Below are 23,720 nucleotides of genomic sequence, written 5' to 3' on the forward strand. Positions count from 1 at the left end.
CTAAACACTACCAATCTAACTCCGGACAAAGCTATGGACCTCCTGGGCATCCCCGCAGCAGACCGGCCTATGTACAAGGAACTGCTCAAGAACAAGTAAGCAGCAAAGCAAACAAAATCTGAAGTACCCCGCAATTGTTTGACATAGACGTCTAACGATTGTGGGGTATTTTTATGATCATATATTCATCTAGAACTCAAAATAATCGCCCAAAAAGCGGATATGTCAACTGGCAGAATGCTTTGAGTAGCAGTTTATGAGAAATCAGCAATCAGCTCCCCTGTTGACTTTTGATAGTCGTTAAGCCCTAATGACGGTCTTCCCATCAGCAAGAAATACTTGTTCCAGACCAAATTCGATAGTAAACTGAACAGTGAAAAGTGTATATAGTCAGAATAAATAGAACAGAGGCAGAAAAATGCGTTTCAACAAAATCATGACGGCCTTGGCCGCAACAGGCATGATGCTCTCATTTACCACGCCAGTTCATGCTGCTAAAGCCAAGTACAAGATCGTTACCCACAAGCAGACCAAATACTACCCGCACTCAAAGATCAGATTCTACTTTCAGCAGCCAGTTCTGCAAGGAAAGTCGGCCGCGGTAAAGAAGATCAACAAATCATTAGCCAACCACTACAAGAAAGATCTGAAGTCCTATAAAAAATACGGATATGAGGAGGCCAAAGACGTGTCCAGTTGGTACCCAAACTATAATAAAGCAGCGGCTTACGGGCTGGATGAATACACTGGTACCCATGTATACAATGGCAAGAAGTACTTCTCAGCCGGCTATCACAGAGTTGACGCAGCCTACCAAGCCGCACATGAATGGGCGGAAGCTGGAACTTATTCTCTCAAGACTGGCAAGAAGCTGAAGTTAACTGATCTGATAAAGGGCAGCAAGAAAACCGTTGCAAAGAAAATTTACAAGGCTCAAGATAAAGACAACAAGAGCACTCTAAAAGGTCTGAGCCTGAATCCAAACAAGATGGAATTCATTGTTAAAGGGAACAAGATCTACATCACTCGTCATTCCGTATTGTTTTGCTACGGTGGCTATACCTTCCTGAATCCAGTTAAGATCGACAAATAAGATTGCAAAGAATACTTAGTCCGCATGGCTAAGTATTTTTTGCATACTAATCATTGGACTTTTCCATCCCCAGCACAAATAAGACCCCCGAAGCAATTTCGAGGGTCTTATTTGTTTCACCTTTACTTGTCTAAATGCCCGGCAAACCAGTTGGAAATTTCCCGCAGCCGGCGCAGGCGGTTCTCTGGCCGCCCGCTTCTAGACAATTCATGATTTTCGCCATGAAAGACCGTCATTCTGGCTTCCACTCCATTTGACAACAAGGCATGGAACATCTGCATCCCCTCGGCCATCGGGCACCGGTAGTCCTCATCCGAGTTCAAGAACAAAGTTGGCGTGGTCACGTACTTCGCGTACTTGAGCGGTGAGTGGAACAAAACCTTGGCTGGATCGTCATCTTCCGTTGCCCCAACCTGGTCCACGCAAAACTCTGGTGAAATGTCAGACAGATGCTCAAAGCTGAGCCAGTTGGCGATCGATCTTTGCGATGCCGCGGCCTTGAAGCGGTCGGTGTGCCCAATCACCCAGTTGGTCATAAAGCCGCCGTATGACCCGCCAGTGATGCCCATCCGGGTCTGGTCAATGTCTGGATACTTGACTAAAACCGCGTCAGTAAACTTCATCAAGTCGTCGTAGTCAACCGTCCCATAGCGCCCGCGCAGGTCGCCGTACTTGTTGCCCTGCCCGTTTGACCCGTGAATGTTGCAGAAGAAGACGAAGTAGCCGGCCCCGGCCCAAACCTGCATCTCGTGGAAGAAGATCTTGCTGTAGACGGCTCTAGGTCCGCCGTGGACGTCCAAGATTGCGGGGTACTTTTTCCCAGGCTCGTAATCTTTTGGCAAAAGGACCCACCCATGCTGGACGCCGTCTTCGCTTGACTCATATTCTATTTCGTTGACCTTGGCCACGTACTTGCCCGTCACTGCCGCGTCGTTGTAGCTGGAAACTTTTTCCGCATGGCCATTTTTGACATGGTAGAATTCCAAGAGCTCATTGGCAAAAGCAGCCTCCAGGTAGAACTCGTCTTCGCCCACCATCCGGAAGCCCTTGATCAAGCCGTCCGTTGCAAAAAACGGCTTAACTTCCTGACCGTCAAAGACGTACAGTTCATCGTGATCTGTCAGGGTCGTCACGAAGTAGAACTTGTCCCCGTAAACGTCGCTGGCATTGCCGCCAATGACGCTGCAGTCCCCGGCGATCGCGCTTTGGGCCGTGCCGTCCCAGTGGGCAGCCAGCTCCAGGCCATGATCAGTCAAGCGGTAGAACTCTGGGTTCTCGTTCAAGCCGGTCACCTGATGGCAGTTGGCCAGCACGTAGGTCTGGCCCTTTAAGGCAAAAATTGCCGATACTTCAACCTGGCCGGCGGGAACCAGTTCCTTGACTTTTTGCGTTGCCGGGTCAAGTTCGTAGATCCCTCCGTCAAATGGCCGCCGGGTCTTGTAGCTGACCCCGACGACGTAGATTTTTTCCCCGCAGACGAAGAAGTCCATGACGGTAAAGTTTGGATCGTCGGCAAACAGGCGGGTCAAGCCGCCCTTCTCCAGGTCCCACAGGTAGAGGCGGTCGCGCAGCTTGTTGATGTAGCCCTGGCCGTTGAAGTAAAACGGCAACTCGTCCATCACTTGATAGCCGTCATGGCTCTTCTCCGCCAAATCCGCCCGTCTGGACAAGAGCAGGTAGCGCTCGCCCACGCTGCCCGCGACCTGGTAGCCATTTTTTGGCAAAAGGGCCAGCTTGACTGGCGCTGCCTGGTCCAGGCCCTGCTGGTAGAGCAAGGTCTTGCCCTTGACCGCGGAACTCGCGTAGTAGACTTGGTGCCCGACCAAGGCAAAGCTCTTTTCTTCGCCCAAAGTCGTCAGCCGCTTGAGCGCGCCGTCTTGGTAAAGGTCTAGATAGTTCCAGTAGCCGCTCCCATCAGCCTTGGCCTGATTTCTGGCGAAAACCGCCGTCTTCCCCGAAACCCTCAGGTTCCCTAAGCTTACAATGTTGTACAAATCTTCTGCTTTGACTGCTTGCATTCCTGATACCTCCTGCTGTTTTTTATTTCATTATACCAATCTTAAGCGGTTAAGCTGATTTTAATTTTAAAGCAAAAAATCCGCATGCGGCTTCTGTCTGGTTAATTTTGCCAATTAAGCCTATAATTAAGGTAACCGTTTACAATAAAGGAGAAAAATTATGACGCTTAATCCAGCAGTTATCCAAGCAGTTGAGCAGATGCGCGCGAGCTCCAAGCAGCACGATGATTTGCGCGATGCTGATCTGCCAACAGAAATTCCAGAAGTTGAAAGAATCAATGACTTAAGCTACGGGCCTGACCCTAAGTGGCACCTTTTGGACATCTACCTGCCTAAGAAGCGGCAAGGCAAGGTGCCCGTCATCATCGGCATCCACGGCGGCGGCTGGGTCTACGGGACTAAGGAAACCTACCAATTCTACGGAATGGGCCTAGCCAAGGAAGGCTTTGCCTTTGTCAACTTCAACTACCGTCTGGCTCCAGACGTCCAGTTTCCTAGCGAATTAGACGACGTGAACCGCCTGATGCACTGGGTGGGCGAGCACGGGGCTGAATATGACCTGGACACCGACAACGTCTTCTTCGTCGGCGACTCAGCCGGCGGGCAGATGGAAGAACAGTACCTGGCTATTTTGACCAACGGCAAGTTCCGCCAGCTTTTTGGCTACGACTTGCCAAAATTGACGGTCAGAGCCGCGGCTTTAAACTGCGGAGCCTACTTCATGCTGACCCCAGGCTTTACGGATGACGTTCCAGGTGCCTACTTTACCCCAGAGGCCGTTGCCGGCAAGAAAGAGCTCTTGAACACGGAAGAATATCTGACCAAGGACTTGCCGCCGCTGTTCATCATGACGGCCAACCAGGACTTCTTGCATGACAGCGCCGTTCGCCTTGACGGCTACCTTTTGGCCAAGAAGATCCCGCATGAACTTCATATCTACGGCGATCCAGACCACCCACGCGGCCACGTCTTCCACTGCAACCAAAGAGACGACCTGGCCAAGCAGTGCAACCTGGATGAACTGAATTTCTTTAGAAAGTACATAAACAAGTAAACATAAACCTCCGCCATGGCGGAGGGCTTTTGTTTTTTGAGAATCGGACTAGTTGGGCACTTTTCGGGAGCTAAACTACCCAACTGGGCCAAAATCCACGACATCCCGCTCCCGCCCCCCACCTCAATCGACATCCGAGCGCAACTGTACATGCCCAACACAAAAAAGACTGCGTTATCTCGCGCAAAAGCGAGGTAATGCAGTCTTTTTATAATTTTTCTTCAAATCTTCAAACCAAGTGGCAAAGCAAGCTTAATCTGCCTCTTCCCCCCGGGGACCAAGGATCACGTAGTAGATCTTGCCGAAGTAAGGGCTTTTGACCATATGAGCCACAGCATGCATCTTCAGACGCCGATGCGTCTTTCTGGTGATCACGTGATAGTCCAGCGTGGCCCGGCCCTCATCCCCGTCGCCAATCTGGGCGTTGCGGCTGGCAATCGTCCGCTCATAGTCCTCCGGCGAAAGCATCCCCTTGAACGAGCGGCCGACGAACTTGATGAATTCTTCCATATTGTCGCATTCAAGCAAATTCAGCAGCTCTTTATTGGCAAAAAGAATCTTTTCATCTTCCTGCCGGTAAATAAAGAAGGCGCCGGGCAGGTTGACGGCCAGATCACGCAAGTTGAAGCCCAACTGCGAGCGGCCCTCTTTAAGCATATTCTCGCTATAGGCCGCCATGGTTCCCTTGCCGGTCGACTTGACCGTGTACAGGGCCATGTCCGCCCGGTTGAGCAGCTCCTCCCGGCTCTTGCCCTGCTCAGGGTAGGCAGCAAAGCCCAGAGAAACCGTATATGGGTACTTTTTGCCATTATGGACAAAAGTCAATTCATGCCGGTAGAGCTTTTGAAAAATGGCCCGCCCTTCCGTCAGGGTCGTGTCCGGCAGCAAGACCGCGAACTCGTCGCCCCCGTTGCGGCAGACCAGGCCTTGGCCGCCAAAATCGGCCCGCAATACCTGGGCAACGGCTTTTAGGGCCTCATCCCCGGCTTCATGGCCATAGAGGTCGTTAATGTACTTGAAGTCGTCAATGTCAATAATGGCCCCAACGGCCGGTTCACTTGGGTGACCCTCTAGATGCTTGCTGGCATCCCGGTCAAAAGCCTGCCGGCTCATCAAGCCCGTTAGGTAGTCCGTATTGACCAGCTTGGCCAGGTTCTTTCCCCGCTCTATGTAGTTTAAGAGCAGACAGGCCAGCAGACTGTTGACGACCGCTATCGTGAAGCCCAAGGCCAGCCCGACTTTGATCTGCCCTGGCATGGTGTCCGCGTCCTTGCGGCAGGTCTCCAGCTTCCAGCTGCATCCCCCTAATTTGAAGGTCACGCTGGCCTGGGCCGGCTTTTGCCCCATAGTGGAGTTCATCTGCTGAAAGTCACCACCAGTCACGTAGGTCTTTGACAGCCGGTAGTAGTAGCTCAAGCTGTCCAAGTTATTAAAAGTCTTCTTAAAAAGCCTGCTCTGCTGAACGATGACCACCGTGTAGCCCCAAAAATGCCCCTTGATGAAAATCGGCTTGCAAATCAGAATGCCTTTGCCAATATTCTTCAATTTCGCTGGACCAATAATCCCGGTCAGCCGCTTTCTCCGGCAATAGTTCAAGGCTTTATCAGCTTGGCTGCCCTTCTGCAGGTTTAAGGGCACTTGCTCTGTCTTGCCCCGGCGTACCCTGACTGTCTGCCCCTGATAGATCAGCTGCATGGAATGAATATTGGGGTACTTCTTGATCATGTAGCGGGCAGTTTTGGCAAATCTGTCAACTACCCCGCTGTTGCCAACTACTCCCGCGTCAATGGCTTCTGCCACGTTGACCCCATCTTCCAGTTCTCTCTTAAAATAGTCACAAACAATCTGGGCATTCAGCTCGGCCTTGGCCCGGTGGCGCTGGTCGATGCTGGCCCATTCCCGCTTGCAAAAAATGCCAGTGCCCGCCAGGCTGACCGCAAAGACCAGCAAGACGATCCCTAGCCGCTTCCACTCTTTCTTCATCATACCAAATTTCCAATCAACTATAATTTTCCTGTATATAGTCATTATATTGCACTCGAATCATGTCTGACAAACTATTTTGCTCTTTTGATTATTAGATTAAACCGATTAATTGATCTTAAGCAATAAAAAGGACAGCTTCATGCGGAAGCTGCCCTTCTGTTACCGAAGTTATATAAGTTAGTGAGAGAAAAAATCGTGGCGATTTTGAAAATAAATGCTATTTATTGAGGTATTTTCTATTAAAAAACAGTCGCTTTATTTTATAATTTCAGTTTGATATTAGCACAATTTAGTCGCTTTTTACATTGACTAAACTAAAAAGGCTGCATCAACGTATATGCGTTGATGCAGCCTTTTCGGCTTTCACCGGTAAATTTTCCATTCTTTAGTTGGCTGGGAAGTAGTCTTGCAACTGGTCGATGTGGTGCTTCAGCTTCTTGACGGCCTTAGCCTCAATCTGCCGCACCCGTTCCCGGGTAACCCCGAGCTGCCGGCCAACTTCTTCCAAAGTATGCGGCTCATCGTTCTCCAGCCCGAAGCGCAGGCGCAAAACCGTTGCTTCCCGGTCAGTCAAATATTCGCCCATCATCCCTGAAAGCTGGTCCTTCAGCATTTCGAAGGCCGTAAATTCTTCCGGGTTGACCGCCTTGTTGTCTTCCAAAAGGTCCCCCAATTGTGAGTCCCCTTCTTCGCCAACCGGCTTGTCCAGCGAATCGGTCTCCTGGTTCTTAGCGACCGTGATGATTTCGTGGACCTTGGCCACTGGCTCGTTCATTTCCGCGGCCAATTCCTCTGGCTTGGCGTCCCGGTCCAGGTCCTGCTGCAGAGTCCGCTGGATCCGGTTCATCTTGTTGATGCTTTCAACGACGTGCACCGGAATTCTGATCATCCGGTCCTGGTCAGCCAAGGCCCGGGTAATGGCCTGGCGAATCCACCAGGTCGCGTAGGTTGAGAACTTGAAGCCCTTGGAGTAGTCGAACTTGTCGACTGCCTTCATCAAGCCGATGTTGCCTTCCTGGATCAAGTCCAAAATCCCCATCTTGCCGTTGTGCTTGGCATAGCGCTTGGCAATGGAGACCACCAGCCGCAGGTTGGCCGCCGCCAGCTCATCCTTGGCGGATTCATCCCCCGCCTCGATCCGCTTGGCTACGGCCACTTCTTCGTCTCTGGACAAAAGCGGCACCTTGCCGATCTCTTTCAGGTACATCCGCACTGAGTCGTAGACCCGCTCGCTTTCGCTTGAAGCCTGGGCCTTTTCAGCCGCTTCGGCCTGCTCGGCCGCTTCCTGCACCTGCAAAGAGAGACTGGAAGGCTCGCCCTTTTCATCGACGATGCTGATGCCGCTGTCCTCGAACTTGTTGACCAGCTCGGCCACCTCATCCTTGCTGAGCTCATAAGGCACGACCAAGCGTGCCTTAAAGTCGTTCTCGCTGATCTGGCCGCTCTTTTTCACGCCCGAAATTACCAGCTTGACTGCCTTCTGCAGTGGAAAATCATTTACGTTAGAAGCATTTCTTTCTGCCATTCAATCCGCCCTGTTCATCTAACTTTTTCATTCGTCTATTCCAAAAAGTCCCGCAATTGGTTGCTCCGACTTGGGTGACGCAACTTTCTTAACGCCTTGGCTTCAATCTGCCGGATCCGCTCGCGCGTGACGCCAAAGACGCGGCCAACTTCCTCCAAAGTCCGAGGGTTGTCGTCGTCTAAGCCAAACCGCAAGCGCAATACGTTCTCCTCACGGTCGGTCAAGGTATCCAAGACCTCAGCCAGCTGGGTCTTCAGCATCTCTGAAGCCGCGTGCTGCTCTGGACTGGTGGCGTCCTTGTCCTCAATGAAGTCGCCCAGGTGGGAATCGTCTTCCTCGCCAATTGGCGTCTCAAGTGAGACTGGCTCTTGCGCGATCTTCAAGATCTCCCGGACCTTCTTGGTCGGCAGGCTCATTTCCGCCCCAATCTCCTCTGGGACCGGATCCCGGCCTAAGTCTTGAAGCAATTGTCTTTGGATTCTGATCAGCTTGTTGATCGTCTCCACCATGTGCACGGGAATTCTAATCGTTCTGGCTTGATCGGCAATCGCCCGCGTGATCGCTTGCCGGATCCACCAAGTGGCATAAGTTGAAAACTTAAAGCCCAAACGGTAGTCAAATTTGTCTACGGCTTTCATCAAGCCCATATTTCCTTCTTGAATCAAGTCGAGGAAGCTCATGCCGCGGCCCACGTAGCGCTTGGCAATGGAGACCACCAGGCGCAGGTTGGCGTTGGTCAATTCGTCCTTGGCTTCCTGGTCGCCGGCTTCAATCCGCTTGGCCAAAGCCACTTCTTCGTCCCCGCTCAAAAGGGCGACGCGGCCAATCTTCTTCAGATACTGACGAACTGGGTCATTCATCCGGCTGCCAGGCGCGGACAAGTGCTCCAGTTCGGCCTTCTCAACATTCTTCTGCTTGTTGAGGGCCAGCTTAGACGGCTCGCCATTTTCGTCAACAATACTGATCCCATTGTCTTCAAATTCCTGGACAAGCTGGTCGACCGCTTTGCCTTCAAGCTGGTAAGGTTCGATCAAACGCGCGGTGAAATCCGTGTCAGTGATTTCCTTGCTCTTCTTGACATCCTTAACAACCAATTTGACCGCGTCAGCTAAGGGCAGCTTTTGGCTAGCCTTGTCTGACGTCTTTGCTTTGTCTGCCATTTAATCGCCTTCACTCTAATATCTAAAACCGATGACTTAATTCTTCTGCCCGATTAATCCAAAAAGTCACGCAGCTGGTTGCTCCGGCTTGGGTGGCGGAGCTTGCGCAAGGCCTTGGCCTCAATCTGGCGAATCCGCTCACGGGTAACGTTGAAGACGCGGCCGACTTCTTCCAAGGTCCGCGTCTTTCCGTCATCCAGGCCAAAACGCAGGCGCAGGACGTTCTCCTCGCGGTCAGTCAAGGTATCCAGCACCTCCGCCAGCTGCTCTTTCAGCATTTCATTGGCCGCGTGCTGCTCGGGACTGGTGGCATCCTTGTCCTCGATGAAGTCGCCCAGATGGGAGTCGTCCTCTTCCCCGATTGGGGTTTCCAAGGAGACTGGCTCTTGGGCAATCTTCAAGATGTCCCGGACCTTCTTGACCGGCAGGTCCATCTCCGCCGCGATCTCTTCCGGCACGGCATCCCGCCCCAGATCCTGGAGGAGCTGGCGCTGGATCCGGATCAGCTTGTTGATGGTTTCCACCATGTGGACTGGAATCCGGATGGTCCGCGCCTGGTCAGCAATCGCCCGGGTAATGGCCTGGCGAATCCACCAAGTCGCGTAGGTCGAGAACTTGAAGCCCAGGCGGTAGTCAAACTTGTCGACCGCCTTCATCAAGCCCATGTTCCCCTCCTGAATCAGGTCCAGGAAATTCATCCCCCGGCCCACGTAGCGCTTGGCAATGGACACGACCAGGCGCAGGTTGGCTTCCGCCAGTTCCTGCTTGGCCTCTTCATCCCCGGCTTCGATCCGCTTGGCCAGGGCAATCTCCTCATCAGCCGTCAGCAGGCTGACGCGGCCGATCTCCTTTAAGTACATCCGGACCGGGTCATTCATCCGCACGCTGCTTGGCGCGGCCAGATTGTCCAGCTCGGCCTTTTCCACGTGCTTCTGCTTGGTCAGGGCCAGCTTGGACGGCTTGCCTGCTTCATCGACGATGCTGATGCCATTGTCTTCAAACTCCTGCACCAGCTGGTCGACCGCCTTGCCTTGGAGGCCATAAGGGGTCAGCAAGCGGGCGGTAAAGTCCTTCTCCGTGATCTGCTTGCTCTTCTTGACGCCCTCGACCACTTGCTTGACTGCCTGGTCCAGGGTCATGTCGTTCTTTGGAACGCTATTTGCTTCTGCCACTTAAGCCCTCCTCTTCTTCTTTCTTCAGCTGCCGCAAGCGCAGGATCTGCTGGGTCAGGGCCAAAAGGGACTGGGAATCCCCCTTGCGCCGGGCCTCTTCGATCTGCTGCTGCAGCTTGCCGATCTCCTCGTCAATCTTGCAGAGGTTGATCGCCGCAACCTGCTCATCAAGCTCGCCGAGAGTAATTTCACCTGGCATTTGTGCCATATCAGTACTAACAATTATACTCTGAAGTTGCTCTGGAACAAAATCTAAGAACCCAGAGAGAGAAATCTTGTCGTGCGTCTCCACGTAGTCCAGCCAAGCCGTGGCGGCCTGCTGGTATTCCGGACTGGGGAAGACGAAGCCGTTCTTCAGCAGGTAGCTTCTGGCCTCATCTGAGCCAATGTAGGCATACAGCAGGCGCTGCTGGGCCTTTTCCGCCTTAGGCGGGATCTGGCTGACCTGGCTTTCAGGCGGCAGGATCTCGGCATAAGGCAGCTGCTCAGGGGGCATTTCGCCCTGCATCTGACTGGTATGCTGCTTGACCCGCCTTTGCCGGCGTCTGGCCCGGGACAGGCTGGCCTTCAAGGCGTCGGTCGAGACGCCAGACTCCTTGCCCAGACGCTGCAGGTAGATGTCTTGTTCGACGGGACTGGCCAGGGAGGCAATTTCCGTCATGGCATCATTCAGGTAGGCCATCTTTTCGCGCTCATTGTTCAGATTGTACTTCTGCTTCAAGCGCAGGAGGTAGAAGTCGGTCGGGCTGATCGCCCCCTTGATCTCTTGCTGGTAGCGCTCAGGCCCGTACTTCTTGACGTATTCGTCCGGGTCCAGCTTCTCAGGCAGGACCACGATCCCCAGGTTGAAATTGCCAGCCTGCTTAAACAGGCCCACGGCCCGCTCAGCCGCGCTGACGCCCGGGGCATCCCCGTCGTAGTTGATCACCACGTTGTTCGTGATCCGCCGGATCATGTAGACCTGGTCCTGGGTCAGGCTGGTCCCCATGGAGGCAATCCCGGACTTGATCCCGGCCTTGTAGGCGGAGACCACGTCCATGTGTCCTTCAAACAGGATCAGGTGTCCCTCTTTTCTGGCCACCTTCTTGGCTTCAGAAAAGTGAAAAAGCAGCTTGGACTTGGTAAAGATGCTGGTTTCGGGACTGTTCAGGTACTTGGGTTCCTTGTCATTGTTCGAGATCCGCCGCCCGGAAAAAGCCACCGGGTGTCCGGTCTCATCCTTCATCGGGAACATCAGCCGGTCTCTGAAGCGGTCAAACAAGCGGCCATCCTGGCTTTGGACGAACAGGCCGCTTTCAGTCAGCTGCTCTTCGCTGTATCCCTTCTCTTTTAAAAAGGTATAGAGGACGTCGCCGTTGCCTGGGGCGTAGCCGATGTCAAAGTGCTTGAGCAGGTCCTCGTCCAGTTCCCGCTCCTTGGCATAGCTGAGCCCGCGCTCCCCGATCCTGGTGGTCATCAGGATTTGGTGGTAAAAGTCCGCCGCGTCCTTGTGCATGCTCACCAGGGGGTTCTGCTGAACAGGCTCATTGTTGTAGGAAGCGGGCATGGGAATGTTGGCCATTTCCGCGACCCGCTCCACGCTCTCGGGAAAAGTCAGCTCTTCCTTCTCCATCATGAACTTGAAGACGTTGCCGCCCCGGTGGCAGCCAAAGCAGTAGAAGAACTGCTTCTGCTGGTTCACGGAAAAAGAAGGGGTCTTTTCTTGATGAAAAGGGCAAAGACCAACATAGTCTTTGCCCCTCTTCTCAAGTGACACGTACTGGCCGATTACGTCTACGATGTCGACGCTGTCCCGAACTTCATTGATAAAATCTTCCGGAATCCTGCCAGCCATTCAATCACCCTTTTGTTCTGCTAAATTTACTTGATAACCAGCTTGCTCAAATCGCCCAGGCGCTTAGCCAGGTCGTTGACTGCGGCCAGCTGGCTCAAGCGGTTGTTCTTGACGCGCTCGTCCTTGGCCATGATCATGTTGACGTCAAAGTAGCGGTCGATTACCGGCTGCAAGGCAACGAAGCCTTCGTACAGGTCAGCGTGGCTCTTGGCGCCTTGCAGGCTCTCAACACCATTATAAAGGTCATTTTCGGATCTGTCCTCAAATAAGCTTTCATCAACGGCGCCGGCTTGGTCGAACTTGGCCTTCTTCAAGATGTTTTCAATTCTGGTCAAGCTTTCAACGACTGGCTTGAAGGCCTCGTCGTCGTGGTGGGTTGCCAAGACCTTGGCGGCAGCCAGGATCTCGCTTGGGTCTTCTTCGCTTGAGGCCAAAACGGCATCGATGACGTCGTATTGGTAGCCGTTCTTTTGCAGGAACTGCTTTACCCGGTCGCGGATGAAGGCAGCCAGCTCGCTTTCTTCCTCGCGGCCCTTTGGCATCTTGGCTGGGGTTTTGCCGTCAAGCAGGTCAACCAGTTCTGGGATGACTTGGTCAAATGGCAATGACCAGCCTTCCTTCAGCAGGATGCGGACGATCCCGTAAGCGTAGCGGCGCAAGGCGTATGGGTCGTTTGATGAAGATGGAATCATGCCGGCACCGAAGAAGGCAATGATAGTGTCCAGCTTGTCGGCAACTGACAAAAGCGCGCCGACCGTCGTTGCTGGCAGGTCGCCTTCAGCCGTGGTTGGCATGTAGTGTTCCTTGATGGCAACGGAGACGTTTTCGTCTTCGCCGGCCAAACGGGCGTAGTGCATCCCCATGACCCCTTGCAGCTCAGCAAATTCGCCGACCATTTGGGTCACCAGGTCAAACTTGTACAGGCCAGCAGCCCGATCAAAGTCAGCCAGCTCTTGCCCGTCAACGCCAAAGCGCTTGGCCAGGTAGTCGCCGATCAGACGGACCCGATCCATCTTTTCAGCCATTGAGCCGATCTTGTCGTGGAAGGAAACGGCGCTCATGCGGTCAACGAAGTGGCTGAGCGGGTACTTGCGGTCTTCATCGTAGAAGAAGACGGCGTCGTCCAAGCGGGCCACCAGAACCTTCTCGTTGCCGGAAACGACGTTCTCCAGGTGTTCCCGGTTGCCGTTGCGGACGGAGATGAAGTGGTTGATCAACTTGCCGTCTTGGTCGTAGACTTCAAAGTATCTTTGGTTGTCCTTCATGGAAGTGATCAGGACTTCATCAGGGATTTCCAGGTACTTCGGGTCAAAGGAGCCAGCAAAAACGGTTGGGTATTCAACCAGGTTGTTGACTTCTTCCAGCAGGCTCTTGTCCAGCTTGATCTGCCAGTTGTTTTCCTTGACCAGGTCGTTGATTTGGGACACGATCATGTCCTTGCGCTCAGCGGCGTCAACGATCACGTATTGGTTGCGCAGGGCTTCGACATAGTCATCAGCATTGGCCAAAACCACGCTGTCGCCCAGGAAGCGGTGACCGGCGGTCTTGCGGCCGGCAGTGATGTCCAGCAGCTTGACTGGCAGTACTTCTGACCCGTAGAGGGCAACCAGCCAGTGAATTGGCCGGACGAATTCAAAGTCGCGGGAGTCCCAGCGCATCTTGGTTGGGAAAGTCATGGCCTTAACGACTTCATCCAGGCCCAAAAGGATGTCCTTGGCGGACTTGCCTTCCTTTTGCACGTGCACGTAGGCGTATTCAACGCCCTTCAGTTCCTGGAAGTAGATGTCGTCGGCGCTCATGCCCTGGCCGCGGGCAAAGCCTTGCGCAGCCTTGGTCCAGTTGCCGTCAGCGTCTTGGGCGATCTTCTTGGCCGGCCCCTTCTTGACTTCGTCAATGTCGGCCTGCTTTTCTGCCAGGTCCTTGACCAGGATGGCCAGGCGGCGTGGGGTTGAGTAGGTGGCAATTTCCTTGTAGCCCAAGCCGTTTTCCTTCAAGAACTTGCCCGTCCGGTCAGCCAGTTGCTTGACTGACTTGCTTACTACGTGGGCTGGCATTTCTTCTACGCCAATTTCAAATAAAAAGTCTTTAGTCATTGCTTGCCTCCGCTTTCTTAGCTTGTGCGCTCTTCAACAATGGGAAGCCGCGCTTTTCGCGTTCTTCCACGAACTTAACGGCAACTTCGTGCGCCATGTTGCGGATCCGGTGCAGGTAGCCGGCCCGTTCGGTGACGGAAACGGCCCCGCGGGCGTCAAGCAAGTTGAAGGTGTGGGAACACTTCAAAATGTAGTCGTAGGCTGGGTGAACCAGGTTCTTGTCCAGCAGGCGCTTGGCGATGCGCTCGTAAGTGTCGAAGAATTTCAAAAGCTGGTCTTGGTCGCTTTCTTCAAAGGCGTACTTGGAGTGCTCGTATTCAGGCTCCTTGAAGATGTCCCGGTAAAGGACCCCGTCGCCCCATTCCAGGTCAAAGACTGAGTTGACGTCTTGGATGTATGAAGCCAGACGCTCAACCCCGTAGGTAATTTCGCCCATGGTTGGCTTGACGTCCAGTTCACCGACCGTCTGGAAGTAGGTAAATTGTGAGACTTCCATCCCGTCCAGCCAGACTTCCCAGCCGACCCCGGCACAGCCCATTGATGGGTTTTCCCAGTTGTCTTCAACGAAGCGGATGTCGTGTTCCAGCGGCTCAATGCCCAGAACCTTCAAGGAATCCAGGTAGTATTGCTGGATTTCCAAAGGCGCTGGCTTGAGCACGACTTGGAATTGGTGGTGCTGGAAAAGCCGGTTTGGGTTTTCGCCATAGCGGCCGTCAGCTGGCCGGCGGGAAGGCTCAACGTAGCAAGCCTTCCAAGGCTCAGGACCAACCGCCCGCAAGAAGGTGTAAGGACTCATCGTCCCGGCGCCCTTGTTTTCATCGTATGAAGGCATGATCATGCAGCCCTTTGAGGCCCAAAACTGTTCCAGTTTGAAGATCATGGTCTGAATGTCTAATTTTTGTGCCATATTATTCCTCCTATGCAAGGCCATAAAAAAAGCCTATGCAATTACAGTTTGCATAGGGACGAAATTCATTATTCGCGGTTCCACCCTAATTCAGAAGGCAATATTCGCCTTCTGCTCTTAATTGACTTGGCTAGAGGTGCCTTTTCCCGCCGTGTCCTTCCACCTGCCGACACTCGCTGACGCGGTACTTTTCTGAATCCTCATCATCGCCAATACAGGGCTTATTTTACCACAAAGCAGGGCCGCTTTCTATCAAAAATTACAGTGTTTTCAGTTCATCCAGGAACTTTTTCGTGCGCAGGTTCAAATCGACGGTTTCCTGGTAGATCAAGTCGATGGCCTGGCGGCTCTGCTCCTTAAGCTGGTCATCGATCTGAATGCTGCCAAGGCGGTCAATGGGCACCAATCCCAGGGTCCTTAGGAGGGCCACGGTCTTCGGCGCCAGGTGCATCCGCTGCACTCTGGCAAAGTGGTCTGAGCACACCACCCCGCCTAAGGAGATGGAGTAGTCAAAAGTCCCCTGCACCTTCCCGCAGACAAGGCAGCAGCTGAGCTCAGGCTTGACCCCATAGGCCTCCAGCAGCTGCAGCTGCACGATCTGCGTCAGGATTTCCGCGTCCTGGCCCGCCAGCAGGCGGTGAAAGGCCGTCAATACCAGCTGGTAGTACTTGCCCACCGGCTGGTATTCAACCGCCGCGTGGTCCAGCAGGTCAAAAATAAAAGAAGCGTAGGCATTGGCCAGCAGGTTGCCAAAGAGCTCGTCGTGCTGGACCAGGTCCTTGTAGGTTCTGAACTGGCTGATGCCCCGCCGCTTGGTCAAGATGGTAAAGCTGCCCTCCGTAAAAGGCAAGGCCACGCTGGCCAATTTGGACTTGGGCCGCAGCGCCCCCTTCAAGATGACGGTGACGGGGCCCAGTTCCTTGGTCAGGATCTTGGCCAGGAGGTCCGCTTCCTGGTATTTCTGTCTTTTGTAAATGATCCCGTGAACTTCCAGAAGTTCAAAGGCCATTGGCTACAGCTCCTTCTTGTCGTAGCCGATCGACTTCAAGAAGGCTGGGTCCTGGCGCCAGTTGTGGCGGACCTTGACCCAGAGCTGGAGGTTGACCTTTTCGCCCAGGAGGGCTTCAATCTCTTTTCTGGACTGGATGCCGATCTTCTTGATCATGCTCCCGCCCTGGCCGATGATGATCCGCTTCTGGCCCGGCTTTTCCACGTAGATGGTCGCCTCAATCTGCAGCTTGCCGTTGACCCGCTCGTTCATCTTTTCAACCCAGACCGCGGCTGAGTGCGGCACTTCCTGGCTGGTCAAGTGCAGGATCTGCTCCCGGATCATTTCCGCCACGACAAAGTATTCCGGCCGGTCGGTCACTTCATCAGAAGCGTAGTACTGCGGCCCTTCTGGCAGGTACTTGTTGATCGTTGCCAGCAGGTCGTCGACCCCGTTGCCCTGGCCGGCGGAAATTGGCAGGTATTCGGCAAAATTGCCCAAGGCCTGGTAAGAGTCAATGATTGGCAAGAGGTCGTTTGGGTGAACCTGGTCGATCTTGTTGACGACCAAAAAGACTGGCAGGTCCAGGTCCTTCAAAAGCCCAGCCACGTATTCCTCGCCCTTGCCGGCCTTCTTGGGCTCAACCATAAAGAGGACCAGGTCCACGTCCTTCAGGGAGGACAGGCTGGCCTTGTCCATGTATTCATCTAAGTCTGAGTGACTCTTAAAGATCCCTGGCGTGTCCACGAAGACGACTTGCATGTCGTCTGCTGAATAGATCCCGGAAATCTTGTTTCTGGTGGTTTGGGGCTTGTTTGAGGTAATGGCCACCTTCTGGCCCACCAGCCGGTTCATCAAAGTTGACTTGCCGACGTTTGGCCGGCCGATCAGGGCTACGAAGCCTGACTTGAAATTACTTGTTTGCGCCATCTTCTATATCCTTTTCTGTAAAATGATAGGGAATCAGTTCGTCGACCGTGTAGCGGACGAACTCCCCTTTGGTGTCGGTCAAAATGACCTCGCTCTCAGGAGCCATAAATTCGCTCATCACCTGCCGGCAGGCCCCGCAGGGCGAAATAGGCCGGTCGGTGTTGCCAATGATCAAGAGCCGCTCGATGGGGTCTGGCAGGCCCCCGTCGTTGACCCAGTTGAACATGGCCGTTCTTTCCGCGCAGTTGGTCAGGCCAAAAGAGCTGTTCTCAATATTGACCCCGGTATAGGTCTTCCCTGACTCAGTCATCAGGGCCGCGGCCACTTGAAAATGCGAGTAAGGACTGTAGGAATCCTTCAAGTGCTCCTTGGCCAGGGCAAACAGCCGGCTTTCTGCTTCATTCATCGACATTACTTGCCTCTCCCTTCGTCAAGCTGGTCAGGGTACAAAGGCAGGCCGTAGTCTTCCAGCACCTTGCCTTGAATGCCGAACATCTCCTTGGCCTCGTCAGGCTCGATGTGGTCATAGCCATTCAGGTGCAGGAAGCCGTGCACGATGGTGTAGCCGAATTCCCGGTCAAAGCCCGTCCCGTATTCCACGCTGTGGCGCTTGATGACGCTGGGGCACATGAACAAGTCGCCAATGTCTTCGACGAAGTCAGGGTCAGCTGCAAAAGCTGCCAGGTCCAGCCCTTCTTCTCCGTCTTCAATGGCAAAGGAGATGACGTCGGTTGGCCGGTCCTTGCCGCGGTAGTCGCGGTTGATCTGGTTGGACTTCTCCTCATCCACGAAATTGATGCTCATTTCCAGGGGATTGTCCTTCTTGATCTCCTGCTTGGCCAGCAAGAGCAGGTCCATGATCCACTTTTGCCAGTCGCGCTGGTCATCGTCCAAAAATCCAACTTCATCCGTGTAGCTTACTTCAATCGGGTCCATTGCCTAAAAATTCCCTTTCTCTTCATATGCCTTGATAATCTTTGCCACTACTGGGTGCCGGACCACGTCGCTGGCTGAGAACTCGACGAACTTGATCTGGTCGATCCCCTCCAGAATGTGCATGGCCGTGATCAAGCCGCTATGCACCTTGCCCGGCAGGTCGACCTGGGTCACGTCCCCGTTGACGACCATCTTGGAGTTGAAGCCCAGCCGGGTCAGAAACATCTTCATCTGGGCGTCGGTAGTGTTCTGGGCCTCGTCCAGGATGACGAAGGCCTCTTCCAAAGTCCGCCCTCTCATGTAGGCCAGCGGGGCGATTTCAATGACGCCGCGCTCAATCAAGCGGTCCGTGGTTCCTTGACCCAGGATGGCGTAGAGCGAGTCATAAATTGGCCGCAGGTAAGGGTCAACCTTCTCCTTCAGGTCCCCTGGCAGAAAGCCCAGCGATTCCCCGGCTTCAACTGCCGGCCGGGTCAGGATGATCTTGGAGACTTCTCCTTTCTTGAAGGCCGCGACCGCGCAGACTACGGCCAGGAAGGTCTTCCCAGTCCCAGCGGGCCCGATGCCAAAGACCACGTCGCTCTTCTGGATGGCCTCAACGTACTTCTTCTGGGTCATGTTCTTGACCCGGACTGGCCGCCCCTTGGCATCCCTGATCAAGATTTCCTTGTACAGGTCGCCAAAGTATTCCGTGGTCCCCTTGTCAGCCATCTTCATGGCGCTCACGACGTCAGCCGGCGTCAGGTTGATCCCGTTGGCGGCTACCTTGTCTAAGGCCTTTAAGACCCGCATGACGGTCTTTACCTGGTCTTCAGGGCCAGTCACCTTGATTTCCTGGCCCAAGTCATCCAAGGCAACCTCATAGCCGTCCTCGATCAGCTTCAGATTGCCGTCGTTGACCCCGACCAACTTTTGGATATTTTCGGCGTTTTGTGGTAAAAACTTCTCTTCCAAATACTGGACACTCCTTTTAAATGCGCAAGATAAAATTAGTCACATGAGCACCAAGTCTCTGCCTCAATTCTATCATTTAATCAGGAAAAACTGGAACTTTCTAGCTTCTTTTCGCCTTTTATTGCATGAAAAAAGCTCTCGCTTTGACACGAGAGCTTTAGTCGATTAATAATGTCTACGCTTGCGAGCAGCCTCAGATTTTAACTTTCTGCGAACGCTTGGCTTTTCGTAGAATTCACGCTTGCGGTATTCTTGCAAAGTACCACTTCTAGAAACGGAACGCTTGAAACGACGAAGAGCATCATCAATAGACTCGTTTTCGTGAACGATAGTCTTAGCCATGTGTGATCCCTCCTTCCATTTCTTGGCATTTCTGCCTAAACATTTATCTACATTATAGCAAAGATCAGCCCACCGTCAATAAGATTTCGCAACTTTTTTGAAAACTTGCCAAAAACGGCATTTTGTAATCGCTCTCTTTGAAAATTCGGTATAATAGAGGTGATCAAACGAACGTTTATTGCATGAAAAGAGGACGAAATATGACTGAAACTACTGCAAGCACAACTGAAAAAGCAGCTGAAGAAAAAGCTGCTCCTGAAATCAACATTATCATTATTTCAGACTCAGCCGGTGAAACTGCCTTCAACAACGCCCAAGCCGCTGCCGCCCAATTCCCAGAAGCCGCGATCAACTACCGCCGCTACCCCTTCATGACTGACAAGAAGAAGCTGGAGCACACTTTTGAAGAGATCGAGAAGTATCCTAACCTCTTGATCATCTACTCCATGGTCAGCGAAGACCTGCAATTGCCAATCATCAAGTTTGCCCGGGAGCACAAGGCCAGCTACGTGGACATCATGTCCCCGATCATGGAAGCAATTTCCCAGACCACTGGCCTGAAGCCAAGCGGCGTGGTCGGTGCCAAGCACCAGATGACCGACAAGTACTTCAACCGGATCTCAGCCATGGAATTCGCGGTCATGTACGACGACGGGAAGGACCCACGCGGCTTCTTGGAAGCAGACGTCGTCCTGCTGGGCGTTTCCAGAACCTCCAAGACCCCATTGTCTTTGCTCTTGGCCAACAAGGGCCTGAAGGTCGCCAACCTGCCACTGGTTCCTGAAACCCACATTCCAAAGGAAATCTACGAGATCGATCCGAAGAAGATCATTGGCTTAACCAACGACCCGAAGGTTCTGAACCGGATTCGCCGGCAAAGAATGATCAGCTACGGCATGGACCCAGACACCGCCTACTCCGACATGAGCTCCATCAACAAAGAGCTTGAGAGCGCCATGGCCCTTTACAAGAAGCTGGGCTGCATGGTCATCAACGTTGCCGACCGGTCAATCGAGGAAACGGCTGCCCTGATCATGGACCACTTGGGCTACGAAGATTAAGATAACCTAAAATGCTTATGCTTTAACAGAAAAAAAGCGTCATCTCCACTTCTGGAGATGGCGCTTTTTGTTATACATTATTTATCTTTATTCTTGAAAAGCCGCTCATCCATCTCAAAGACTTCGCCTGAAGCAGGATCAACCAAAATGAATGGTCCATCTTCATCTTCACCGACGTTCCCGTTTCCACCAAACACGTCAAAAACGTAGAAATTGTCCGCCCGGCGTCTGGCATAAGGCTTGTGAGAAACCCGTACTTTCCGGTGGCCATGCAAGTCAGCATATTCGCTGGCAATTGTGGTCGCCGTATCCAAGCTGAGGTAATTGCGACGGTCGCGACTGGAAGATTCTCTATTTGCCATTAACCTTTCACCCCAATAAAAATATACGTTAATTATAACTCAATCAGCATACTTTCACCTAATCATTTTTTAACAAATCGTCTTAGACGATTTCCTGCTCGCGGAAGCGGCCATAGATCCGCTGGACTTCCGTGACGCTCATGAAGGCATAAGGATCACAGTCCTGGACCGTCATGCGGATATCATACAGGTCATAGGTATCAATGATCGTCAGCAGGACGGTCTTCTCCACGTGCCCATAGGCCCCTTCCGCGTCGTGGAGGATCGTGATCCCCCGGTGCATCTTGGACTGAATCCCGTCAATAATGGCACTTGGGTGCTCGGTGACGATCATGACCTGCAGCTTATGGTGCTGGGTGTAGATCGCGTCGATCATCCGGCCGTTGATGAAGATGTTCAAGGCCGTGTAGAGGGCTCTGGACCAGTCAAACAGGAAGCCGGCAAAGATCACGATCACCATGTTGACGATGATGTTGAACTTACCATAGTTCATGCCCGTCTTCTTGCGGACCACGATGCCCAGGATATCCAAGCCACCGGTTGAGATCCCGTTCTTCAGGGCCAGGCCCGTCCCCATCCCGTTCACCACAGCACCAAAGATGGCACAAAGGATTGGGTCCAAGCTGATATGGGTCGGCTGGATGAATTTCATCATGACGGATGACATGAAAACCGTAAAAATCGTATAGCCGGTAAATTCCTTGCCAATTTTTACCCAAGCCAGGATAAACAAAGGAACGTTTAAGGCAAAGTACATGACTTCAGTTGGGATCGTGAACGGCATATAGCGTGAGGTCACGGTGTTGATGATCTGGGCAAAACCGGTAATCCCTGAGGAGTAGATGTGGCCGGGATGCCAGAAGAAGTTCAGGGCGACAGCCACCATGACTGAGTAAAGGACAGCCGCGCCGAGCTTGGCGACAAAGCTGTATTTGCGTGAAAAGCGATTCAGGTCTAGATCGTTCATTTTTCTGCTACCTTTCTTGACTACTTAAGCATTGTAATTGTAACAGAATCCAATTTTAGTAACATCAATTCTTCGATTTTTTTGGAAAAATATTCCCTTAAGTTCCACCTATTCTCATTATAATACTCATTTTTGCCTTCACCTACTTATAAGTCGTGGATGATTGGCAAAGCAAAAAGACCCTTGCGGGAAATCCCCACATGGGCCTTTTTAGACAGCAGCACTACTTGTTGCTGCGGATGTTGGTTTGACTGTTACTTTCAGAGCTTGCCACGCTTGAGTTGAACTCAGATTGTGCCTGAGAAACCGAAGTACTGAATGAAGTAGATGCGATCGCGCTTTGTTCAGCTTGAGTTGGGTCACTCATACTTGCAAGTTCAGATTGTGAAGCAAGGACTTCTTCAAGTTCAGATTGTGAAGTTGAAGCATTCGTGGATTGCGTGCTGGTGCTCGTTTCGTTAGAGTCGGCAACTGAAGCGTTGGCATTAGATTCTTGCCCGCTCGTCTGACTTTCGCTAGACGCAGCGTTTGACGTGCTTGCCACTGTATTGTTGCCTGCTGGAGTCGTACCCGTTGGCGTGGTGCCAGTTGGAGTAGTGCCAGTTGGAGTAGTACCAGTTGCCGTACCGTTGGTGCCAGCACCTGGAGTGGTACCGGCTGCCCCGTTTGCTGCGCCAGGAGCTGCAGCTGGAGTAGCGGCGTTTGCCGTTGGAGTTGTAGCATTAGCAGGTACGTTTGGAACTGCTGGAACACCACCAGCGTTAGGGATGTTGGCGGTTGGAACCGTTCCGATAGTTGGAACCGTGTTCCGGCTCATACTGTTGCTTGCAGAAGCACTTTCGCTCTCACTAGTTGATGCTGAAGTGCTGTTGCTGATTGACTCACTCTCGTATACGGAAAGGCTGGTAGATTCACTCGTGGATTCACTGGCTTCCGATGCACTAGCTGAAGTTGAGGCGCTCGGTGATTCGCTTGCAGCGGATTCACTAGTTGAAGCTGAGGCGCTTGCGGATTCACTTGCACTGGCTTCACTAGTTAAAATTGAGCTGCTTGCAGATTCGCTTGCACTGGTTTCACTAGTCGAAGTTGAGCTGATTGCGGATTCGCTTGCACTGACTTCACTAGTTGAAGCTGAGGTGCTCGGTGATTCGCTTGCACTGGTTTCACTAGTCGAAGCTGAGGCGCTCGTCGATTCACTTGCCACAGACTCACTAGTTGAAGCTGAGGTGCTCGGTGATTCGCTTGCACTGGTTTCACTAGTTGAAGCTGAAGTGATCGTTGATTCGCTCACACCAGATTCACTAGTCGAAGTTGAGCTGATTGCAGATTCACTTGCACTGGTTTCACTAGTTGAAGTTGAGGTGCTTGTCGATCCACTTGCAACTGACTCACTAGTTGAAGCTGAAGTGCTCGTCGATTCGCTTGTAGCAGACTCACTAGTTGAAGCTGAAGTGGTCGTTGATTCGCTCACACCAGATTCACTAGTCGAAGTTGAGCTGATTGCAGATTCACTTGCACTGGCTTCACTAGTTGAAGCTGAGACACTCGGCGATTCACTTACGCCGGACTCACTAGTTGAAGCTGATGCGCTTGCGGATTCGCTTGCACCAGATTCACTAGTTGAAGCTGAGACACTCGGCGATTCACTTGCGCCGGACTCACTAGTCGAAGTTGAGGCACTCGGCGATTCACTTGCAGCAGACTCACTTGCTGAAGTTGAAGTGCTTGTCGATTCGCTTACACCAGATTCACTAGTTGAAGTTGATGCGCTTGCGGATTCGCTTGCAACTGACTCACTAGTTGAAGCTGAGGTGCTCGGTGATTCGCTTGCACTGGTTTCACTAGTTGAAGCTGATGCGCTTGCGGATTCGCTTGCACCAGATTCACTAGTTGAAGCTGAGACACTCGGCGATTCACTTGCGCCGGACTCACTAGTCGAAGTTGAGGCACTCGGCGATTCACTTGCAGCAGACTCACTTGCTGAAGTTGAAGTGCTTGTCGATTCGCTTACACCAGATTCACTAGTTGAGGTTGAGCTGCTTGCAGATTCACTTGCCCCAGACTCACTAGTTGAGGTTGAGGCACTCGGTGATTCACTTGCAGCAGACTCACTAGCTGAAGTTGAGGTGCTTGCGGATTCACTTGCGCTGGACTCGCTAGTTGAAGCTGAGGTGCTCGTCGATTCACTTGCAGCAGACTCACTAGTTGAGGTTGAAGCGCTCGGTGATTCGCTTGCACTGGCTTCACTAGTTGAAGTTGAGCTGCTTGCGGATTCACTTGCCCCAGACTCACTAGTTGAGGTTGAAGCGCTCGGTGATTCGCTTGCACTGGCTTCACT

At 52.7% G+C, this 23,720-nt stretch carries 21 protein-coding genes; 4 read left to right on the forward strand and 17 right to left on the reverse strand.

The features are described 5' to 3' along the window. Positions 1 to 418: 418 nt before the first annotated feature. Positions 419 to 1,093: a hypothetical protein gene (locus OCH80_RS07940; protein WP_404539709.1), complete on the forward strand. Its 675-nt coding sequence runs from the start codon at positions 419 to 421 to the stop codon at positions 1,091 to 1,093. A gap of 122 nt (positions 1,094 to 1,215) precedes the next feature. Here the strand turns inward: OCH80_RS07940 and OCH80_RS07945 are convergent, their stop codons facing one another. After that, entirely contained in the window at positions 1,216 to 3,111 is a 1,896-nt protein-coding gene (locus OCH80_RS07945; protein WP_404539712.1) for a prolyl oligopeptidase family serine peptidase, read from the reverse strand. A 160-nt stretch (positions 3,112 to 3,271) separates the two neighbouring features. Here OCH80_RS07945 and OCH80_RS07950 point away from each other — a divergent pair, with 160 nt between their 5' ends. Further along, positions 3,272 to 4,165, forward strand: coding sequence for an alpha/beta hydrolase (locus OCH80_RS07950; protein WP_404539715.1), 894 nt, complete (start codon positions 3,272 to 3,274; stop codon positions 4,163 to 4,165). 252 nt (positions 4,166 to 4,417) lie between these two features. On the opposite strand, the gene OCH80_RS07955 is transcribed toward OCH80_RS07950, so the two are convergent. The 13 genes from OCH80_RS07955 to rpsU all read right to left on the reverse strand — a co-directional run bounded on the left by OCH80_RS07955 (position 4,418) and on the right by rpsU (position 18,992). Next, positions 4,418 to 6,151: a GGDEF domain-containing protein gene (locus tag OCH80_RS07955; RefSeq protein ID WP_404539717.1), complete on the reverse strand. Its 1,734-nt coding sequence runs from the start codon at positions 6,149 to 6,151 to the stop codon at positions 4,418 to 4,420. A 385-nt stretch (positions 6,152 to 6,536) separates the two neighbouring features. Next, complete coding sequence (locus tag OCH80_RS07960) at positions 6,537 to 7,676, reverse strand: sigma-70 family RNA polymerase sigma factor (RefSeq protein WP_404539720.1); 1,140 nt, start codon at positions 7,674 to 7,676, stop codon at positions 6,537 to 6,539. Between the two features lie 35 nt (positions 7,677 to 7,711). Beyond that, on the reverse strand, positions 7,712 to 8,836 hold the full coding sequence (rpoD, locus tag OCH80_RS07965; protein WP_404539722.1) for an RNA polymerase sigma factor RpoD: 1,125 nt from the start codon (positions 8,834 to 8,836) through the stop codon (positions 7,712 to 7,714). 53 nt (positions 8,837 to 8,889) lie between these two features. After that, positions 8,890 to 9,975, reverse strand: coding sequence for an RNA polymerase sigma factor RpoD (gene rpoD, locus OCH80_RS07970; RefSeq protein ID WP_154548491.1), 1,086 nt, complete (start codon positions 9,973 to 9,975; stop codon positions 8,890 to 8,892). Positions 9,976 to 9,991: 16 nt separating this feature from the next. Then, positions 9,992 to 11,842 carry a DNA primase gene (dnaG, locus tag OCH80_RS07975; RefSeq protein ID WP_404539724.1) on the reverse strand — a complete coding sequence of 617 codons (1,851 nt, stop codon included), beginning with the start codon at positions 11,840 to 11,842 and terminating at the stop codon, positions 9,992 to 9,994. 26 nt (positions 11,843 to 11,868) lie between these two features. Further along, the gene (glyS, locus tag OCH80_RS07980) at positions 11,869 to 13,935 is read right to left on the reverse strand and encodes a glycine--tRNA ligase subunit beta (protein WP_404539727.1); all 2,067 of its coding nucleotides are present in this window, start codon (positions 13,933 to 13,935) and stop codon (positions 11,869 to 11,871) included. After that, entirely contained in the window at positions 13,928 to 14,842 is a 915-nt protein-coding gene (gene glyQ / locus OCH80_RS07985; protein ID WP_154548457.1) for a glycine--tRNA ligase subunit alpha, read from the reverse strand. Before glyQ ends, glyS begins: the two co-directional genes overlap by 8 nt. A gap of 259 nt (positions 14,843 to 15,101) precedes the next feature. Beyond that, positions 15,102 to 15,851 (reverse strand): DNA repair protein RecO, encoded by a 750-nt coding sequence (recO, locus tag OCH80_RS07990; protein ID WP_206989218.1) that lies wholly within the window; start codon positions 15,849 to 15,851, stop codon positions 15,102 to 15,104. A 3-nt stretch (positions 15,852 to 15,854) separates the two neighbouring features. Next, on the reverse strand, positions 15,855 to 16,760 hold the full coding sequence (era, locus tag OCH80_RS07995) for a GTPase Era (RefSeq protein ID WP_154548453.1): 906 nt from the start codon (positions 16,758 to 16,760) through the stop codon (positions 15,855 to 15,857). Further along, entirely contained in the window at positions 16,744 to 17,166 is a 423-nt protein-coding gene (cdd, locus tag OCH80_RS08000) for a cytidine deaminase (RefSeq protein ID WP_206989262.1), read from the reverse strand. The genes era and cdd overlap by 17 nt, the downstream gene beginning before the upstream one ends. Before the next feature lie 5 nt (positions 17,167 to 17,171). Then, the gene (gene ybeY, locus OCH80_RS08005; protein ID WP_154548451.1) at positions 17,172 to 17,696 is read right to left on the reverse strand and encodes an rRNA maturation RNase YbeY; all 525 of its coding nucleotides are present in this window, start codon (positions 17,694 to 17,696) and stop codon (positions 17,172 to 17,174) included. A gap of 3 nt (positions 17,697 to 17,699) precedes the next feature. Then, positions 17,700 to 18,650: a PhoH family protein gene (locus OCH80_RS08010; protein WP_154548449.1), complete on the reverse strand. Its 951-nt coding sequence runs from the start codon at positions 18,648 to 18,650 to the stop codon at positions 17,700 to 17,702. A 165-nt stretch (positions 18,651 to 18,815) separates the two neighbouring features. Beyond that, positions 18,816 to 18,992 (reverse strand): 30S ribosomal protein S21, encoded by a 177-nt coding sequence (gene rpsU, locus OCH80_RS08015; RefSeq protein WP_002880182.1) that lies wholly within the window; start codon positions 18,990 to 18,992, stop codon positions 18,816 to 18,818. A gap of 200 nt (positions 18,993 to 19,192) precedes the next feature. Between rpsU and OCH80_RS08020 the strand changes: the two genes are divergently transcribed. Next, positions 19,193 to 20,053, forward strand: a complete 861-nt coding sequence (locus OCH80_RS08020; protein WP_404539736.1) for a pyruvate, water dikinase regulatory protein — start codon at positions 19,193 to 19,195, stop codon at positions 20,051 to 20,053. Positions 20,054 to 20,130: 77 nt separating this feature from the next. Here OCH80_RS08020 and OCH80_RS08025 read toward each other — a convergent pair whose 3' ends face one another. From OCH80_RS08025 to OCH80_RS08035, 3 genes are all read right to left on the reverse strand, one after another. Continuing rightward, positions 20,131 to 20,415, reverse strand: a complete 285-nt coding sequence (locus tag OCH80_RS08025) for a hypothetical protein (protein ID WP_206989216.1) — start codon at positions 20,413 to 20,415, stop codon at positions 20,131 to 20,133. A gap of 82 nt (positions 20,416 to 20,497) precedes the next feature. Further along, entirely contained in the window at positions 20,498 to 21,382 is an 885-nt protein-coding gene (locus OCH80_RS08030; protein ID WP_404539739.1) for a YitT family protein, read from the reverse strand. Positions 21,383 to 21,605: 223 nt separating this feature from the next. Beyond that, on the reverse strand, positions 21,606 to 22,199 hold the full coding sequence (locus tag OCH80_RS08035) for a hypothetical protein (protein ID WP_404539742.1): 594 nt from the start codon (positions 22,197 to 22,199) through the stop codon (positions 21,606 to 21,608). On the opposite strand from OCH80_RS08035, the gene OCH80_RS08040 reads away from it, so the two are divergent. Next, a partial coding sequence (locus OCH80_RS08040; RefSeq protein ID WP_404539744.1) for a hypothetical protein occupies positions 22,150 to 23,720 on the forward strand: 1,571 nt, incomplete at its 3' end. The genes OCH80_RS08035 and OCH80_RS08040 overlap by 50 nt on opposite strands.

The organism is Lactobacillus sp. 23-2 (assembly GCF_044902225.1).
Classification (GTDB): Bacteria; Bacillota; Bacilli; order Lactobacillales; family Lactobacillaceae; genus Lactobacillus; species Lactobacillus absianus.